General features: G+C 57.4%; 13 protein-coding genes. 12 read left to right on the plus strand and 1 reads right to left on the minus strand.

Translation table 11 applies throughout. From position 1 onward, the window contains the following. The first annotated feature begins 14 nt into the window (after positions 1–14). The 4 genes from trbG (at position 15) to ATC00_RS03405 (ending at position 3,491) form a co-directional block, all read left to right on the plus strand. Positions 15–827 (plus strand): P-type conjugative transfer protein TrbG, encoded by an 813-nt coding sequence (gene trbG, locus ATC00_RS03390; protein ID WP_037385424.1) that lies wholly within the window; start codon positions 15–17, stop codon positions 825–827. 2 nt (positions 828–829) lie between these two features. Further along, the gene (gene trbH / locus ATC00_RS03395) at positions 830–1,267 is read left to right on the plus strand and encodes a conjugal transfer protein TrbH (RefSeq protein WP_037385421.1); all 438 of its coding nucleotides are present in this window, start codon (positions 830–832) and stop codon (positions 1,265–1,267) included. A gap of 12 nt (positions 1,268–1,279) precedes the next feature. Next, positions 1,280–2,581, plus strand: a complete 1,302-nt coding sequence (trbI, locus tag ATC00_RS03400) for an IncP-type conjugal transfer protein TrbI (protein WP_037385418.1) — start codon at positions 1,280–1,282, stop codon at positions 2,579–2,581. A 205-nt stretch (positions 2,582–2,786) separates the two neighbouring features. After that, entirely contained in the window at positions 2,787–3,491 is a 705-nt protein-coding gene (locus ATC00_RS03405) for an autoinducer binding domain-containing protein (RefSeq protein WP_037385415.1), read from the plus strand. Between the two features lie 3 nt (positions 3,492–3,494). Here the strand turns inward: ATC00_RS03405 and ATC00_RS03410 are convergent, their stop codons facing one another. Then, the gene (locus ATC00_RS03410) at positions 3,495–3,818 is read right to left on the minus strand and encodes a transcriptional repressor TraM (protein ID WP_037385819.1); all 324 of its coding nucleotides are present in this window, start codon (positions 3,816–3,818) and stop codon (positions 3,495–3,497) included. 206 nt (positions 3,819–4,024) lie between these two features. Here ATC00_RS03410 and ATC00_RS03415 point away from each other — a divergent pair, with 206 nt between their 5' ends. From ATC00_RS03415 to ATC00_RS03450, 8 genes are all read left to right on the plus strand, one after another. Beyond that, positions 4,025–4,237: a helix-turn-helix domain-containing protein gene (locus tag ATC00_RS03415; protein WP_018097600.1), complete on the plus strand. Its 213-nt coding sequence runs from the start codon at positions 4,025–4,027 to the stop codon at positions 4,235–4,237. Positions 4,238–4,663: 426 nt separating this feature from the next. Beyond that, on the plus strand, positions 4,664–5,803 hold the full coding sequence (locus ATC00_RS03420; protein ID WP_037385408.1) for an RHE_PE00001 family protein: 1,140 nt from the start codon (positions 4,664–4,666) through the stop codon (positions 5,801–5,803). A 294-nt stretch (positions 5,804–6,097) separates the two neighbouring features. Further along, positions 6,098–7,075 (plus strand): hypothetical protein, encoded by a 978-nt coding sequence (locus ATC00_RS03425; protein WP_153045161.1) that lies wholly within the window; start codon positions 6,098–6,100, stop codon positions 7,073–7,075. 94 nt (positions 7,076–7,169) lie between these two features. Beyond that, the gene (locus ATC00_RS03430; RefSeq protein ID WP_037385403.1) at positions 7,170–8,216 is read left to right on the plus strand and encodes a DUF262 domain-containing protein; all 1,047 of its coding nucleotides are present in this window, start codon (positions 7,170–7,172) and stop codon (positions 8,214–8,216) included. A 1-nt stretch (position 8,217) separates the two neighbouring features. Further along, positions 8,218–9,072: an SIR2 family protein gene (locus ATC00_RS03435; RefSeq protein ID WP_037385401.1), complete on the plus strand. Its 855-nt coding sequence runs from the start codon at positions 8,218–8,220 to the stop codon at positions 9,070–9,072. Between the two features lie 521 nt (positions 9,073–9,593). Beyond that, positions 9,594–11,363: a hypothetical protein gene (locus tag ATC00_RS03440; RefSeq protein ID WP_052035528.1), complete on the plus strand. Its 1,770-nt coding sequence runs from the start codon at positions 9,594–9,596 to the stop codon at positions 11,361–11,363. 2 nt (positions 11,364–11,365) lie between these two features. Continuing rightward, a complete protein-coding gene (locus tag ATC00_RS03445) occupies positions 11,366–12,907 on the plus strand; it encodes a hypothetical protein (RefSeq protein WP_037385396.1) in 1,542 nt (513 codons plus the stop codon). After that, complete coding sequence (locus ATC00_RS03450) at positions 12,904–18,369, plus strand: FtsK/SpoIIIE domain-containing protein (protein WP_037385393.1); 5,466 nt, start codon at positions 12,904–12,906, stop codon at positions 18,367–18,369. Before ATC00_RS03445 ends, ATC00_RS03450 begins: the two co-directional genes overlap by 4 nt. Positions 18,370–18,374: the final 5 nt, after the last annotated feature.

Raw genomic sequence — 18,374 nt, forward strand, 5'->3', positions numbered from 1 at the left:
GGGGGATTTTTTCGATGCACAAAACAGGACTGATCGCAGCCGCCGGCTGCATGGCCGGGCTCGTTTTCGTAGCTTGCGCCCAGGCGCAGAGCATGACCACGAATGAGATGAAGGGAACGAACATTGCCAGGAAGTGGCGGGGAACGACAGGCCTCGTCACCACCGGCCCGGACGGAAAGGTCATCTTCCTTTTCGGTCAAACCCAGCCCTCCGTCGTCTGCTCGCCGCTACAGGTCTGCGACATCGAACTGCAGGGCGGCGAGATGGTTCGAGACGTTCTCGTCGGCGATACCGTTCGCTGGAAGGTCGAGCCGGCGACCTCGGGCGTGACCGGCGGGCAGGCGATCCACCTGATCGTGAAACCCTCCGAACCGGGCCTTGTGACCTCGATGGTCGTCACGACATCTCGGCGCACCTATCACATTCAGCTGAAGTCCCATCCGAGCCAGTATATGGCCCGGATCGGTTTCGAATATCCCGAGGATGTCTCCACCAAACTCGCCGACATCAATGCCCGTCTGGAGGCAGGCGGCATTCCTGGACCGGCGCCCGACAAGCTCAATTTCTCTTATTCGGTGAGCGGCGTCGCATCCTGGAAGCCGAAGCGGGTCTATTCGGATGGCGCCAAGACCTACATCCAGTTCCCGAAGTCGATTTCCGGCCAGGATGCACCGGTTCTTTTCGTCGTTTCCGGCGGGCGGAACCGCATCGTCAACTATCGGATGAAGAACGACATGATGATCGTCGACTACGCGGTCGACAAGGCGATCCTCGTTTCCGGCGTTGGCTGGCGGCAGCAGAAGATCACGATTCGGCGGGGAGGATGACCATGGGAAAGCTGCAGCTCACCCTCATCGCTGCCACACTTCTTTCCGGCTGCCAGACGGTCGAGAAGGCACTGCCCGCCGGTAGCGCTCCGGTCTCTCTTTCCGGACCAACTGCAAGCGCCATTGCCGTCGACATGGCAAGTCGGCTTGCCGACCAGATCGGCCCTGCCGGCACGACGACGATAAGGATGAAGAATGACAGTTCGGAATTTGCAACTGCGCTCGAGGCTGCCCTGAAGGGCTGGGGGTACACGGTCATCATCGACGGGAAGACCGCAAAGGACGTCCAGCCGGTAGAGCTTGCCTACGCAATCGACGGGATCGACGGCCAGGTTCTTGCCCGTCTGACGACATCCTCCATCGCACTCGGCCGCGCCTATACGCCGACAGCGGCCGGCGCCACGCCGTCGAGCCCGCTCTCGATCATGCAGCGCAACTGAGGGGAGGAGATCATGGTGCAATCGCTCCAGCTCGGCGCGTCCAATCCGGCGGATGATCAGAAGGGTATCCGTCGCCTCAATCGCCTGCCAATCGTTTTCGCCATCGTCCTCGTGGTGCTGTTCTGCGGCATCGTCGTGATCGGCCTGTCCTGGCGCGGTCTTTCCCTCAACCGTGGCGACGATATCGAAAGCGCCTCTAACATGCCGGCGACGACCTTCGGCGACCAGCTCAAACGCGGGGTTACCGACGGCATCATCGGCGAGCCGGTTGAACGCGAAGCGTTTCAGCCAACGCCCGCTGTCGCGCAGAAAGTCGAGACGGAGGAGCCAGTCGCAGAGCGCCGCCGAGTTGAGCGCGAAGAAAGGCGGCCACGCATGGAGTCCGAGGAGGACTGGAAGGCGCGCCTCAAACGAGAGCAGGACGAAGAATATATGCGTGAAGCTCAGCGCCAGAGAATGGCTCGCCTCCAGGCGCGTGCAACCGCTCTCGACTCGCCGCTGAAGGTGGATATCTCCGGGGCTGAGAAGGCGTCGGAAGATGCCACCGACAGCAGCCGCCACAACACGGACACAACGGCGACCAGCGCCTCCGATCTTTATACCGCAGCCATGAAATCTGGGTTGATGGGACAGAACGTCGATCCGAACGCCCAGAGCTCGAAGGAGGACTTCTTCAATCAGGATATCAAGGATCTGGGTTATTTGCCGGACCAGGTCGTGCCGCAGATGTCGCCTTATGAGCTGAAGCGCGGCTCAGTCATTCCGGCGACATTGATCACCGGCCTCAATTCTGATCTGCCGGGCCGGATTACCGCGCAGGTCAGCCAGAACGTCTACGACAGCGCCACAGGCTATCGGCTGCTTATCCCGCAGGGTGCGAAACTCTTCGGGCGCTACGATTCGAAGATCTCCTTGGGCCAGGAGCGGGTACTTGTCGTCTGGACCGACGTTATCTTTCCGAACGGATCGACGTTGCAGCTCGGCGGCATGGCCGGCACCGACGCGGAAGGCTACGGCGGATTCAAGGACAAGGTGGATCGCCATCTCTGGCGGGCATTCGGTTCGGCCGCATTGATCGCACTGATCGGCACCGGAATCGATATGTCCATGCCCGAAAGCTCGACATTGGCGTCTCAGGATACGGCGTCGGACGCGGCACGGCGCAATTTCGCGGAGAGCTTCGGTCGCGTGGCTGAAGAGACGATCTCGAAGAACTTGAGTATTCAGCCGACGATCCGCATACGCCCCGGCTACAAGTTCAATGTGCTCGTGGATCAAGACATTGTTTTTCTTTCAGCCTACAACGGCCACTAGACGGGAAGAGGGCCGGCTCATTGTACATTCGTTAGCATCGCGTCGAGGCAACCGCGACAAAAGTATTACATTGCTTCCTCGTGTTTTAGATCGACATTGGGTTGAATGTGCGTCGGCTCTGGAGGACCGGCACCTGATCAACGCTTTGCGACAGGCACGACGAGGTGGAAGACTCGTAGAACAACAAGAGGGTAGGAGAATAGCAGTGGACGAAGACTTTCGCTCCCTAATCGACATGGCGGAAGCCGCGCACGATGAACGTATGATCAAGAACGCGGTCAAGAACTTCGCGCAGGCATGCGGATTCGAGCGATTCGCTTATCTGCAAACCGAAGGCCTCGAAGTCCGGACCTTCAATTCCTATCCAAAGCCATGGCAGGACGTTTATCTCAACAGTCACTACGCTCGCATCGACCCCGTCGTCACGGAGGCCAAGCGCCGTATGGACGTGTTTGCCTGGACAGCGGACGACTGGCCGGATCGCGGCACTTCCGAGCTCCGACGGTTTCGCGACCAAGCTGTCGAACATGGCATTTATAGCGGGGTGACAATTCCGGTCGAGGGTAGCTTCGGCTCGAAGATGATGCTGACGCTGGCGTCATCGGAGCGGAAGGCTGACATTTCAAAACTGCAAGACGGTCGAAAGGCGCTTCAGGTGGTCATGACGATTCATTACCGCCTGAAGATCATCGGCGCCACGATGCTCGTCGCGCCTAAGCGGATGCTTTCCCCACGGGAAGCCATGTGCCTGATGTGGGCGATAAAGGGGAGGAGCGCGGGGGACACCGCCAAGCTGACGGGCATCAAAGAGAGGACGGTGCAGCACTATCTGGACAGCGCGCGGCGAAAGTTCGACGCCAAGACGGTTGCCCAGCTTGTTGCGATTGTCAAAGACCGGGGACTGATCTGAGCATCAGTCCTCATCCTCCGGGGGAACATCAGGGACATACCCGAGAGCCTCGACGATTTCAGAGAGTTCCTCCTGCTGGGCTTGCGACTTTTTCTGCCGAGCCAAATGCTCGTCCTGCAGGCTCTGAAGAACTGCGCTCGAGACGGAGGGATCGGCGCTGGCGCGGAGCCATTCTTGATAGACAGCTTCATCGGCGATGAGAAGACGCCGATGCTGGAGGATTGCCGAAACCGCCAAGTCCGCCAGTTCTTCTTTCTTCAGTGAGCTGTAGCGAGATCCTGCCTCTGTGGGTTCCTCGGCTTTCCCGGATGCGTTACGCTCGGCCATCCGCTTGTCCTCAACTTTCATTTCGCCACCCACTCACAAGAACACTACCGTGCGCATATATCGTTTGCGCCGTGACTGCACGGTCTGAATCGCCAGCTCATCGAACTTAAAAGTAATGCGCGGCGGCTCAACCAATAACACGTGCGGAAACGAATCGGAACTATCGTTCCTGGAACGATTCTTCCTATTTCAGTTCCGCTCACGTCATGGATCTCAAGGAGGTCATGGCGATCAACCTGCGTCGGATACGTCATGGCAAACACCTCACGCAGGAAGAACTGGCAGACCTCACGGGGCTGAGCGCGCGCTATATCGGAAAAATTGAGCGCGCTGATGCTTCAGCAAGCGTCACCGTTCTCGGTCAGATCGCAGACGCTTTGGGTGTTGACCCAGCCGCGCTCGTGACGAAATCCGGCTGACTTGGGCGAGGCGAGTAGATCTCATTTGCAATCGGCGGACATTCCCCGCGAATCGGTCATCGTCAGTTGCAGGTCTATCCGCCGATATTGCCGATGTCGGCCGTGGCATCCCCTGGGTCGGCGTCGCATTTTAGTCTATTTGGGACGGCAAGATTGCTTAACGTCGCCGTCCATCTAAATCCCAAGAGTGCCGTTGCTGCGGAACCGCGTAGATTTGCAGAAGCACGGTGTTCGGATGTATCCCGATTAAGTCGCCACCTTTGGGAATAGAAGCATGTATAACATCCCGCCTGGAGCCGAAGATATACACGGCCTAACCCTGATATCGATACTTGATACTTATCGGCGGTTAGCACGCCAACTACCGATCATACCCACTGGCGAACCATAAAATGCAGATAGAGTTCCTGTAGGAAATCATTTACCATAATTTCAATGGCTTACGATTTTACGAAAATCAGCATGACCGCCCTGATGCGACCCGCTTTCGACGCCGGCGTCGCACTGACGCGCCTTGACGAGCGGATTGCCCGATCCACCGTCGGCGCCGGCTTCCTCGAACGGCAAAACTTTGCCGACGCCTGCGCCTCGTTATGGATCGACGGCGAACTCGTCCACCTCGAAGACCTGGTCTTGCATGACGCCACCCGCGATATTCGCACGCCCACCCACGAACTGACAATCGCCCGCGATGTGTTGCGCACCCGTCGGCGAATTACCGCGCAGTCGCCGGACTGGACGTTGTCCGCAGAGGGTATCCGGGTTTTGCGACAGACGTCGGACATCAACGCGGCCGGCCCCGAGGCGTCGACGGCAGGCGCCATCCGGCGCGCGGTCCCCGCGGATCCGGAAGGGGAGGGGGATGAAGACGACGGGGGAAATCTGCCCGGCGCCGACTATGCCGCCATCGATGCAGTGCTGGCCCGATCGGAGGCGGCGATCGAACAAGCAAGAAAGCCCGGACGGACTTCGGCCGATGCCCGGGAACGAGACCCTCTCGTCTATGATCTCGACTGGGATGAGGATGCTCGGCTTGACGAGTGGCGCGGCGTGTTGCGTCAGGCCGAAAACTTGCCGGCGGTGCTGCAGGCCATCGTCACCCTCGATGCCTGGAACGAACTTGCCGTCCTGCAGCATGCACCTTGGCTCGGCCGCCTGTTTTGCGCCTCGATCCTGCGTCAGGCTGGCGTCACGTCAGGCGTTCATCTGGCGGCTATCAATCTCGGCCTGAAAACCATACCCGTCGATCGGCGCCGGCATCGCGATCGCGAAACCCGGTTGCTCGCCATCGCCCACGGTCTTTTGGCGGCCGCGGAGATCGGTCTGAAAGAGCATGACCGGCTTACGTTGGCGAAAGCGATGATGGACCGAAAATTGGAGGGGCGGCGAACCTCCTCAAAATTGCCGGAGCTGGTCGAGCTGGTGATGGCGAAACCGTTGGTGTCGGCAAACATGGTGGCGAAAACGCTCGAGGTGACGCCGCAGGCGGCGCGGCGGATCGTTTCAGAACTCGGCCTGCGCGAGATGACGGGAAGGGGGAGGTTTCGGGCATGGGGAGTCCTGTAAGTGTACTTCAATCCATCAAATGATGCGGTCCAAATCGTCTCTCTACAATTTAGGACCTGATTTCTTGAGGTTGGCAGTGATGCGCATTCTCCGCGCAATACAGCTGCTCGGGCTCGCGCGCTTTTCGATCGGATTCTTATCAAAGGAACGCAGCATCAAGCACGTTTGCTGAAGTTGCCACATGCGGAAAGCTCGGGATAATACAAATATGAGCACCCGCTACACTAGCAAATTCGCAATGCTCGCACCTATGGTGAGAGAATGCGTGTCTCCCGAAGATAGGACTAAATGCATATGTCGGAGATGAAGTCAGAGGATCTACTCGACCGCTATAGGCGAGAGGCGGCGATGCGCCTCGGTCGGGATGTAGGGCAAGAAAAGTATCGCGCAACAGACCCGGCAAACAAGTACATTCGCTGCAATTGTGGGCGGGAGCAATGCTGGACGAATGGTCTCCTACCTCTACGAGCTCACATAGCAGCGCTCTATCGAGCGATAGTTTCGATAGGTTATTCCCGCCGTTTCTTGGATTTCTCAGAGCATGATGATCCGTGGCCCGGAGTTATCTATGCACTTCAAATGGCGGGGGGGTTAGAGGATCTTTCAACTGATCCTACCTACGCTCACGATGATGACGCGGGCTATTACTGCGAATCCGTCGCCGATCGGGAAGATGAGGATCGGGAGCTTGCTTCGAAATATACCGCAGCCCTCATTATGTTTAATTTCGCCTGGACCGCGTATGAAGCGGCGATCGAAACGTCATTAGCCGATATGTATGGAAAGGATAAGCTGCCAGTTAGAGCAAGAAAGATGCTGGTGGACGAGCACTTGGAAGCATCCAAAGTATTCGCGCTCGACGTCAGCTACGCAGTCGCACGTAGGGCTTGCGCATTCCTCGATCCTCTAAGAATGGAAATCGACCATATTGAGAGTCGGTATGGTTTGAGCGGGCCATCAGCCGCCGCCGAGCTCGTTCGCATATTCCGGAACCACGTTGTTCATGGACGAGAGGTTTTGCCGGTAGAATCGGTGGCCCCGTGCTATCGGTTCTATTCGACCACGAGAGTACTGTTGCTGCTCATCCAATATTTGGTCCTTCGTAGGGTAAAATCGGCAAGCAAGCCTGTTTCCTTATCTGCCAATCAAGCCCACCTCGGAAAAGAGCCGGCGGACATCATGCTCCGAAACTTGCATTACTCCGATCACCGATGGCGTACCAAAATGCCTAAACCGAGAAAGTTTATAGCTACGACCCGTCATTTTGGCTGACCGATCGCAAAGAAAATGCTCGACGCCCGCAGCTCGTAAGGGTTGAGTAATCCTCGACGAGTATTTTTCATCCAAATTCTAATGGATTAGCAGAATGCGTATCGAACAACATAACTGGACCTCAAAGCAGCTCTATGATGATAAGAGTAAATTCAATCTAAATCCGGCCTGGCAACGAGGGCCTACATGGCAGGTACAGCGCCAATCGTTGCTAGTTGATTCCATTCTTCGCGGCATGGATATACCAAAGATATATCTCAGGAAACTGGCCAACGGTGCTACGTTCTCGCATGAGGCGGTTGACGGGCAGCAGAGGCTGCGTGCTATCTGGGCTTTCAGGGACGGTGCGCTACAACTCAGCTTTAGTGATCCTCCGGAATTGATAGGAAATACCAGTCTGGATGGCAAGACATTCGCCAAACTCCCGAAACCTCTACGCGATCGCTTCGACAACTTTTTAGTGAACATTGCTGAGATCGTTGAAGGCACAACCGACGAGATTACGAATCTCTTCTCGCGATTACAGATGGGGATGTCGTTAAACCCGGCTGAACTAAGAAACGCAGTCCTTGGCGCCATGCGGCACGTGGTCGACATGGTCGCGACTTCGCATGTCTTCTTCGAGACGAGTCGCATCCCCGACAATCGTTACAAGCGGCAGGATTACTCTGCCCACGCTTTTGCGATGGCCGTCTTTCAGGCCAGTAGCGATATAAAAGCGCCTGATCTGAAACGAATGTTCGAGACATACAAAAATGGAAGAGAGGCTGAAGTGCAGGGCCTCTTTACAAAAGTGGGTGAGGCACTTGCGGTTTTAGCGGAAGTCAATGCTAAGGCCCGGTTTAGTATAACCCAGAAATGGATATTTGTGGATCTTACCTGGCTTATCATGCAACACCACGACGCAGGCATGGCGGTTGACGCAGTTAAACTCGCAAACCGGTACATGGAATTTGAGCGTCACCGAAGGGAGAATATTCGAAATCCAGAACGCCTCCTTACTCAACGAGGTAGGGGAGCGACCGAGCGGAAACACCTCTATAACTACATTACGGCCTTTAAGGCGCAGGGTGGCACCAAAGAAAATCTTGTAGCGCGAAATACCGCTTTGAAATTCTTCACTCAAAATATTGAGGTCTAGGATGGCGTTTGATCCGAGTAGCATTCCGGACCGCCTCAAGGCGGACTACAAGAATAATCGCGTCGCCGTCTTGGTCGGCGCCGGAGCCTCGATCGGCGCGGGTCTACCCACTTGGGGCGTGCTTCTCGAAAGCATGATTGCCGCTGCGCTCGGTCACCAAGTTATACGAACAGAACGCGCTGAGGAGTATACGCAGCTTCTAAAAAACCCAACCAACTATTTGCTGGTAGCTTCTGGGTTGAAAGAGGATTTGGGAGGTCACTTCGATCAGTTCATTAAAGATACGTTCGTCGCCCCAAAGCCGAAACCAACAGATCTTCACAGGGCGCTTGTCGAAGCAGACCGGCTCCAATTTGTCATTACAACCAACTACGACTCGCTTTTAGAAAAAGCCTTTCGAGTGCGAGATGAAGATGTCTCTGTATATGATTTCACGGACACAGGCGCAGTGCAGCGAAGTCTTTCCCAACGCGAGTTCTTTATACTTAAGGCCCATGGCGACGCCCATAAGATCGGCAACGGTATTATACTGACGGAGGGTGATTATCGAAACATCCTTTATCGGCAGCGCGCGTATCAAAGTCTGCTTTTTTCGATGTTTACAATGTACACAATAGTGTTTGTCGGAGCTTCCATGACAGACCCTGAGGTTCGTCTACTCCTTGGCTACATCTCAGAGGTGTTTACACCTTCTGGAGGGCCTACGCATTATGCGCTGATGACTGAGGAAGAGGTCACAGAAGTCGAAAAGATTCGCTGGCTGAAAGACAGCCGTGTTCAGTTCCTTCCTGTCAGCAAGGCAAACAACTACTCCGACATCACAGAATTCGTCGCCGCGCTTCACGCCTTTGGATGATAACGTAAGCTGAACGGGCGAGCGAGGCTCATCAGCCTTTACTTGAGGGAGCGCTTACATGAAGTTTTGTTTGGATGGAAAGGGCCAACAGGCCGTATACTGGGAAGTCGGGAACGGCGCCTGGAAGATCGCGTGGATTCAAGATCGAAGCGCAGACAGCGACCGGGATTGGGCAGGAACTGGCCTTTATCTAAACGTTGTCCGAGCCACGGGCTATCAATCTGGGCCGTCTGGCAATGCAACAGATTTCCCGATCGAAAAGCACCTTCATCATCTCTCTCACAAGCAAATATTGGCTAATTTCGTAACGGCAGTTTCGATCTGCACTGGTCACAAATTAGAAAGCGTTGATCTCTGACTTGTCGGCGCATCTCGAGCTGCGTGTAGAGTATGATTGATCGAATCAAATCTTCGTCTACAACTTGTCGGAAAATTGGGGGCGGAGCTTGTCGGAAGCATCTTCTACATTTGCGTGGGTACGGTTCTTAAGAAACTACGGGCCGATCCCTACTAACGACAACATGTACGACGAGACGATACAGCGCGCGCTGCGACGTCATAAAATCAGACCGATTACACTCCCCGCGCCACTTCGCGCCGAGCTTGTAGAAAACTTTCGCAGTCCGTCTCCGGTGTCGTACATCATCACCGGCACAGCAGGTGATGGAAAAACATATCATTGCCGAGAGGTTTGGATCGAGCTCGGCGGCGATGCGAACCTCTGGAACCAAGGCGCCAAGATTCAGCGTCTGGACATTTGCGACGGCCGGTCTCTCGTCGTGGTCAAAGACTTGAGCGAACTGCGCGACGACGAAAGTGCGTCGCTGATCACTGAATTTTCGGCCGATATCGCGGACGCAGCAGCCTCAACATCGTATCTTTTTGCCGCCAATCACGGGCAGTTGCTCGAGAAATTCAAATCCGCGCCGAAGACTCCTGAGATCGAACGGGCGAGCCAGGTCGTCGAAGACCTCTTGGTTACGAGCGTGACGAACGACGCGGGAATTCGCCTCGAGTTGAGAGATCTCAGCCGATCTCCGGCGGCTCAGATGATAACGGCGATCATCGCAGCGATAACCGAGCATGAAGGTTGGCAGGGGTGCGACGGCTGCTCCGCGGGCGGCGACGGCGCTATCTGTCCCATCTTCGAAAATCGCCGACGGCTCATGGGCATCGGCGAAGAGGATCCGTTCAAAAAGCGATTAGCGGCGATCATTGAACTCAGCGAGCGCAATGGAAGCCATTTCCCGGTGCGTCAACTCTTGGCATTGGTCGCCAACAGTCTTCTCGGTCATCCCGACGCCCGGGACGGATTGATGACATGCGCCGACGTACCTGCGCTGCAGGACGCCGGCCACCTCGATTTAGCGAGCATCTACCGCAACATTTTTGGCGAAAACTTGAAACCGAGCAGGGCAGAGAAGACTGAGCTTTTCCGTAAGCTCAATGCGTTTGGCATCGGTGCGGAGACAAGCAACCGGGTTGATAATCTGCTCGTCTATGGAGCCGACGATCCTGCCTATAAAGCGGATTACGATGAACTTGTCGTCTCGGATCCTGTGTACGGAGCGACGGCCGCCTTCACCAGTGCTCAACGCACCTACCTCGAGGGTGCCGATGCTAATGAACGCACTGTCTTCCTTGGAGCCCTTCGGGCCCAGCGGCAGCGCATGTTCTTTACGATGCCAGAGCCCAAGGTCGACGAGTACGATCTCTGGGACCTCAGCGTGTTCCGTTACGCTGGCCTATACCTCGAAACGGCACACAAAATTTCGGCCGGACAAGCTGCTCCCCGGCAAGCGGTCAGTATGATCGTACGTGGACTGAACCGTATCTTCACAGGGATGCTGGTTCAGAACCAAGATGAGCTTGTGCTTGCGACCTCTGGCAGCTTTTCGCAGTCGAAGCGCAGTCCGCTGCTCGATGAAATCATCTCGGTGCCTCGAGCAAGCGGTGAAGAGGTCAGCATTGTCCCGGACAAAGCTGGCCGAAACTTCGGAGTCTCGGTCAAGCTGGTGCGAGGCGGCGAAATTCCTCCTGTGTTCCTGGCATTGTCGCCGACAAGGTTTGAGTTCCTCGGGCGCGTCGCCGAGGGTGCCCTCCCAAGCAGTTTTTCGCTTGAGTGCCACGAAGATCTATTGGCCTTCAAAGCGCGGCTGCTGCGGGAGACCGAAAACCGCCGCAAGCTCGATGGCGATGACGTGACGGCAGACGGAGAACTCGTCTTGAGGTTTATCGATATCAGTCCCGATGGCCGCGCTCAGCCGCGACGCGTGATCGTGCGAGTATGACAATGGAATTTCTTGACCGCCCTACCCAGTTCGAAGAACGCACCGGGCCCGCTTATTGGATCGACGAAGCGATTTGGGGACACCGCCTTCATGACGAGCAGTCACCATGGCTGACGTTTCTCGAGTTTCTGACGGTGCTCCTGTCGGAGCACCGTGAAGGGCGCGCACTCAGGGAGGAGGTGTATAACAGCCTCTCGTATAAGCCACAGCTTCAGCTACGTCTGCGCAACCTCGTGTTCAACAATCCGCATGTTATGACGGTTCGCACCGAAGCGGGGTCAGACGACGCGGCATGGTCGCTTTGGCTCGATAAGATGGCGGAAACGGCAGGCGGCATCGACAAGCCCGATTTCAGGTATCTTCGCGATCGCTTCGAAACGTTCGACGATTTCGCGGCCGTCTTGAGCTTCCTTCAAGGCTCAGCGATTGAAGGGTCGAGCAACAAGCGGTGGAGCTCCAAATTCGTCTTCCCGTTTGGGCCGCATTCTCTATTCGAAGACGTCAACGTCAAGCCGAATGGCAGCGTCTCGAACGATCGCCGCTTTTTCGCCCGCACCGGCGAAATTCTCTATCTCATGTTAAGCAGGAGCAAACACGCTCACGAGCTTCGCGCCTTGCTGACCTCCCGCTTTCTGGATAAACCGGAACCTTATGATGCGATGGCGCGGGCGCTTCAGGGAGACATCCAGCTCGCCAAGGCAGAACGTGGGGGCGCCTATCTGCCATGTTCGCGGCATCCTGTCTTCGATCGAATGGCGGAAGATTGGCTTTCGATCCTGAAATTGCCCATTCCCGGCCACGACGCAATCCCGCACCTTGTGACCACTGCAGGTCTCAATTTGCTTCTTTATCAACTCGATCGGGCAAGAGAGCTGCTTGATCGTTCCCCTGTTGAACTCGTTTGCGAAATCGTCTCGCCCAAAAAGTCTGTTGTGCGGGATCTGTCAGCCGACTCCTATCAACATAACAACATGCTGCCGCAACTGGCGATCGAGCGGTTTATCATGCGCATTGCCGAGACGCCGGCCTGGACAGCCGCCGTTGCATCTGACGAATCCGTCTTGAGGGCCAGTGACCTGATGCAGCGTGAGTTTGGATGGCCGGACGGGGACGACGACGAGACTGTTGGTGATCCGAAGCAACTGCTTGACGAACTGCTCGGGAAGGCCACTACCCGGCACAAGCAGCACGTGGGCAAAATTCATGCGACATGGTCGCGGGCGATCGGACTGTCGTCGCGTCGCTCGAGCCGGCGCTTGCGCTACGCACCAACCGATCGGTTGCTGAAGACCCTCGTCGTCGCGTGCGTAGATAATAGGCTCGAATTCAAAGACTTCCTGGCGCGCTTACATCATCGCTACGGGATCGTTATTGGGGATGCGCAGGCACGATCATTTGTCGATGCCGGGACTGCAGATCAAGAAGACTTTTCGGACAACGCCCATCGCCTTGAAGAGCGACTGGCAAGCCTGGGTCTCCTCAGACGCCTATCCGACAGCTGCGCCTATGTCGAAAACCCATTCCAGAGAGCGAGAGCCGAGTGAACCCCTCTGATCTCATTGGCGCCGCCGGCGCGACATCGATCCGGTTACGCCTTGACGCGCTGTCGGCGGAAGATGGCATGGCGCGATATCTTCTCGATCGTCTGACCGGCGAGCAGGTCGCTGCAATCACCCAAGCCTTGCTCACCGATGCGAAAGCCACCGAGCTTTTGAACATTGCGTTGCCGCGCAGCCTGGTTTCATCCTTCGGACTCCCGGACAGCGTGATGACGGATGAGCGGATGGTGGCGATCCGGCACGCCGACTATGACCGCCCCGCACTTCTTTTTGCCAACACGGATGAAGACCAAGGCGCCTCTCTCGGGGACGTAACACTGATCGGTGCGAAACAGCTGACGGAAGAGCCGGGACCTTGGGTCGAGGCCGCCGCTGCCGGCCTTGGTTTGAGCGAAAGCCAAATCGCGACCTGGATGGCCGCGCTGAAGGGGCTGACTGCGGCCGATGACTGGACGCTCCACCAGATTGCAACCTATGTCGCCATGACCCGAGCGCGAGTCGAAACCGATGCGGTACCGGTCACGGATGCCCTCGGATGGGCATTGCCGGCGTTGCGCCTGCCGCGCGACAGCGGTTACTTTTTGGGACTTGGCGAACGCGATCGCGAAGTCCCGCGTCGGTGGAAAAAACTTTTCGAAAAGCTCGTCGCGGATCGAAAACCTTTGATGGTCAAGCAGCGTCCCAATCGTCAGCTCATCGAAAATGAAGAGTTGAGAGAGCAGTTCGCGGAGGTGCGGGATGATATACCGGCGGAGATCCATCCTGCCATTGATGCTTTCATTGAGGCCGCGCCAGGCTGGGGCCCGGAAGCAGAAGCGCTCAGCCTTTTCGAATGGGAGGCTGAGAGCGTTCTCCAGCTGTTTTCCGGGATAAAGCTGAAGAAGACCTCGCTTGCCCAAGAGACAGTGAATTTCTTCGAGTTCACGTTTCCCGACCGGCTGAGTCCAGCCGACAACGAATACCTCCGCGTTCTGAAGGGCCGGTCGCTGAAGGAGACGCGGGAGGACGACCGCGAATTTTTCGAGGCTCACAGGGATGATCTGGCGCAAGACAAGGCTCTGAGGGTCAAGTGGGAGCGCTTCGTCTTCGGTCGCCCGATCGAATGCACCGATTTCCTTGAAGGCCTGTTGCGAGTCATTGAACGTCTCTTTGGCCAGGTGAGCCTCGGAGGTGGCCCCCGTAAACTGAGCATTAAGTCGGCCCGGCGATCGCGTAACCAGTGGCTCGACCTCAATGCCGACGTTGGCCTATATTTCGGCCTGCGCTACAGAGGGTTGCCCGCGCTTCTCGGCGCAGCCGTCGAATGGGACGTACCCCATCTCTTCAGCTACGAAGAACTGCTTGATCGCGCAAAAGCACGTCAGAAAAAGTATCGGCGAAACGAGTCGACGGCGCGAGGTGCCTTGCAGATCAAATTCGATGTGGCGCTAACGGCCGGACGGGAGCGGGCAACCGTTCAGCTCGTGTGGACCGGCCAGCCATCAGCCATCGGCCTGGAACTGCCGAAAGATCTCGGTCGCCTCATCAAGCGCCCGTTTGGACGCAGCAGCGTTGCCCGTCTCTCGGTTAGTCGAAAGGGCGCCCTCCAGTCGGTGTCTCTCAGCGATACAGGAACGCTGCAACCAGCCTTCGGGCAGGATGCTGGAACGCTTATCCCGCGCACGAGCACCGGCATCGACCTTGCGAAGCTCTTCCCAAAACTCTTGAAGGAGGCCAGCGAGGCAGGCCGGATCACACAGGCGGGCGCTGACGACATTGCTGCGGCGTGGAAACAATTCGTCGCCTTGTATACCGACGCACTTACATCCCTGCAGTCGTCCGGGTACGCGTCTGCCACGCTCATCGCGCAGGCTGACGCCTACGGCGCCCTGCTGAATAGTTTGGCCAAGAATGCCATAGGTGATCTTAACCGCCGCGATATCTGGGAGCCGGTGCTGCGGATCGGGACGATCGAAGTACTGGGGAGCGCGCCGTCAGCCATCATCGCGCCTTGGCACCCGCTGCGCTTGGCTGGTGTCGCCGCTAAAATGCGATCGGTGGCAGGCTTGGCCGACTATCTCTTGTCGGATGTCGATGTGAACTTCGGCGACTCGCGTCTGTTTTTCAGCGATCTCCGCGACGAACTCAGCCATCCGCTCTACCCGGAAGTAGCCGTCGGCTATGACGGCAGCGAACCTGTCCTGCTGACGGAAACGAGCACGGTCAACGACTACAGCTTGGCCGAGCGGCCGGTCCGTGATCCGTCTGAGGCAACCACGGACGTCGACCCATCAGAGGCCGCAAGACAGATCCGCGCTTTGCTCGAACGCTATCTCGACCTGCAGCCGCATGAGCGGTCGAATCTCAGCATCATGCTCTACAATTGCGATGCGGCCGGGTTGCCGCTCGCAACCGTGAGCGCGCTAAGTTCGGTGCAGGACCAAGAAGAAGTCCATTGCAATGTGCTGGTCCGCCATCGCGACCGGGCCCGCTTGTCTGGAGTCTACACCGAGCTGCTTGAACGATCGGAAAATGATCCCGATGCGGTTGTGGTCAGCGAGACATCGCGGAACTTCATGTCGAAGCTGCGTATCGGAGTCATGCTCGACGTCGCGGGCGGATCAAAGTCGGGCGGAGCACGCGAGATAGACGTAGCGTTCCTGCACGACGTTGTGTCCCGTCAAGCGCGTGAACAGTGGTTTCCGGTTCCGGCTTTGCAGGATAATCCCTCTTTGCTTGAACACGTACCGGCCCGCTGGTCGTACCGGCGGGTTACTGCCGAAGACGAACTCAAGGCGACGAGCTACCTGACGTGCCCACGTCAGCCCGACGCGGGCTGGGCCTATATCGACGCCGTCGCGAACGTTGTTCGGCGCCAGTCGCACGGTCCAGACGAGCACTATCTGCCGGCGCGCCAGATCTCGTTTCAAGATGGTGGCCTGAAGGGGATGTTCGACGAGGTGCATAAATTGGCGGAGTGGGTCGCCACCTATGACGATCTTCTCGACAAGCGGCAGCTTGCTGCCCAAGGGATCAACGTGATCCGGTATCGTCGCCAACGCACCCACGGCCGCAACATGGTCGTCTCGTCGACATCGGAGCTGCGAATACTTCACGTGCTGGTCAAGCGGCGGCTTGCGGAACTCTCCTTGGGTCTTGACGACGACCGCCTTGCAGGTCTCGCGCGCCGAATGATCGAAGACGCCAATGCGATATCCGGCGATATCGTTTTGCGTGCAGCCAAACGAGGTGTCTCGGCCGGCGAGCTGATCGGTTTGGTGCTGAGCCGGGCCCTGGTCGAAGAAGAGCTTGGTGAGCGAGCAGCCGTTGCCTGGTTCCTCCTAGATGACTACGCGGAGTGGCTTGGGCAAAAAGAAGAAGGGATCGCCGATATCCTTGGCATCAGCCTCTCGACCGGTGAGGATGGTCTTCCGAAGCTCAGGGCAATCGTGACCGAAGCGAAGTACGTGGACCAATCTGGCTTGGCGGAGGCGAGCCGCAAGTCGCGCAGCCAGTTGCGACAGACCGTTGCCCGTATCGATGACGCCTTGTTTGGCGATCCCGGACGCCTCGATCGCGACCTCTGGCTTTCCCGGATTTCCGATCTGCTGCTGGACGGCACGGCGGCACTGGGGCAGGCAAACCTTCTTGAACGCGTTCGCGACGGCATTCGCCGCGGTGCTGTGCCGATCGATTTGCGCGGTTACTCCCACATTTTCGTTTCCGGCCCGGCGACCGACGGCAGTTCGCTGGGAGAGCAGGATGATTTGCCGGAAATCCAGATGGGCCTTCAGGAAACCTTTACGCGCGAAGGGCTTCGCAAACTGATCAAGGCTTACCAGGCCAAACAAAGTCTAACCGAACTCCGCGCCCAGCTCGGCGAAAAGCACACGTGGAACTCGGTCAGCTATCGTCATCCGGCGCCGCGGGTGGATTGGACCAAAGCCATCAAAGAAGAGCATTCGATTGCTGCAATCGAACACCCGATTAGCCACGACTATGATCAGGATGACGACGAGGGCGATCCCGAAGGCGGAATCGTTATCGAGGCCGTGGAACCCGGCACAGGCGACAATGGTTCGGTCGCCGCGAGCGGCGACAGCGGCGGCCTGTCCAGCGGGGAAACCATGCCTGCCTCAGTCTCGGCCCAAACCAAGGGCGAAAACCCGACAACCATCTCAACTCCGTCTCTAACGAACACGCAACCGGGTGCTCCAGCGTTGCCGAGCGCCGAAACGACTGCTCCGACGCCCGACAAACCCTCCCGCGCCGGCGTCGACATCGGCATTGCCGCCCTGATCGAAGCTCGCGCACAAAAAGCGCGCGAAAACTCGGCAGACGAGCGAGAATGGTTGGACAGCACCGCACAAAGGCTGCGCTCCGCACTGCTCGGCTACAATCTCCAGGCTAAGATCGTCGGAACGCGCCTTACTCCAAACGCCGCACTCATCCGTTTCATGGGGTCGGATCGTCTGCGCGTTGAAGACATCGAAGCGAAGCAGTCATCCCTTCTGACGACGCATGGGCTGAGGCTGATCTCGATTTCGCCATTGCCGGGCGAGATCGTCGTCGGCGTAGCGCGGCCGCAGCGACAGGTCGTTTCCCTTTGGGATGTTTGGGGCCGACGGGAAATCAATCGCAATGCCGCGGGCGTGAACACGTCCTTCGTGCTCGGCCTGAAGGAACTCGACGGCGATATCCTCTATCTGAACCTTGGTGGGCCATTCGCCGGCGGCCAACAGCATGAGCCCCACACGCTCGTCGCAGGCGCAACCGGGTCTGGGAAATCTGTTCTAATCCAAGCGCTCCTCCTCGACATCGCTGCGACCAACTCCAGTGATCTGGCGCATATCCACCTGATCGACCCGAAGATGGGTGTCGACTACGCGGCAATCGAGCGGCTGCCGCATTTGCAGGGCGGGGTGATTGTCGACCAAACGCGGGCGGTTGAAGTCATGGAGGGTCTCGTCACAGAGATGGAACGCCGCTATGAGCTTTTCCGGTCCAAAGGGGCTCGAGACATTCGAGCGTTCAATTTCAAAGCTGAGCGTGACGAGCGGCTGCCATACGTCTTCCTGGTTCATGACGAATTTGCGGAGTGGATGCTGACGGAGGATTACAAGTCTGCCGTGACATCCAACGTTTCGCGCTTGGGCGTGAAGGCACGCGCCGCCGGCATGCATCTGATCTTCGCAGCACAGCGGCCCGATGCGAATGTCATGCCGATGCAGCTACGCGACAACCTTGGCAACAGATTGATTTTGAAGGTTGCGAGCGTCGGAACATCCGAAATCGCACTTGGCGTGAAGGGAGCGGAACAGCTCTTAGGGCTTGGCCACCTTGCAGCAAGGCTGAGCGGTGAGCCAGCAATCATATATGCCCAGGCGCCATTCCTGTCCGATGATGATATAGACGCCGCCGTGGACGCAATTCTGGCCAATGACGCCGGTAGTGGTCCGGATGACTAAGCCAG

The sequence above is a fragment of the Sinorhizobium americanum genome, assembly GCF_001651855.1.
Lineage (GTDB): Bacteria > Pseudomonadota > Alphaproteobacteria > Rhizobiales > Rhizobiaceae > Sinorhizobium > Sinorhizobium americanum.

Bases quoted from the DNA above. Each gene is read 5' to 3' on its own strand.
- ATC00_RS03425 (WP_153045161.1), top strand. From the start codon at position 6,098: ATGTCGGAGATGAAGTCAGAGGATCTACTCGACCGCTATAGGCGAGAG.
- ATC00_RS03445 (WP_037385396.1), top strand. From the start codon at position 11,366: ATGGAATTTCTTGACCGCCCTACCCAGTTCGAAGAACGCACCGGGCCC.
- trbG (WP_037385424.1), top strand. From the start codon at position 15: ATGCACAAAACAGGACTGATCGCAGCCGCCGGCTGCATGGCCGGGCTC.
- ATC00_RS03440 (WP_052035528.1), top strand. From the start codon at position 9,594: ATGTACGACGAGACGATACAGCGCGCGCTGCGACGTCATAAAATCAGA.
- ATC00_RS03410 (WP_037385819.1), bottom strand. From the start codon at position 3,818: ATGGCCGAGCGTAACGCATCCGGGAAAGCCGAGGAACCCACAGAGGCA.
- trbH (WP_037385421.1), top strand. From the start codon at position 830: ATGGGAAAGCTGCAGCTCACCCTCATCGCTGCCACACTTCTTTCCGGC.
- ATC00_RS03415 (WP_018097600.1), top strand. From the start codon at position 4,025: ATGGATCTCAAGGAGGTCATGGCGATCAACCTGCGTCGGATACGTCAT.
- trbI (WP_037385418.1), top strand. From the start codon at position 1,280: ATGGTGCAATCGCTCCAGCTCGGCGCGTCCAATCCGGCGGATGATCAG.
- ATC00_RS03430 (WP_037385403.1), top strand. From the start codon at position 7,170: ATGCGTATCGAACAACATAACTGGACCTCAAAGCAGCTCTATGATGAT.
- ATC00_RS03435 (WP_037385401.1), top strand. From the start codon at position 8,218: ATGGCGTTTGATCCGAGTAGCATTCCGGACCGCCTCAAGGCGGACTAC.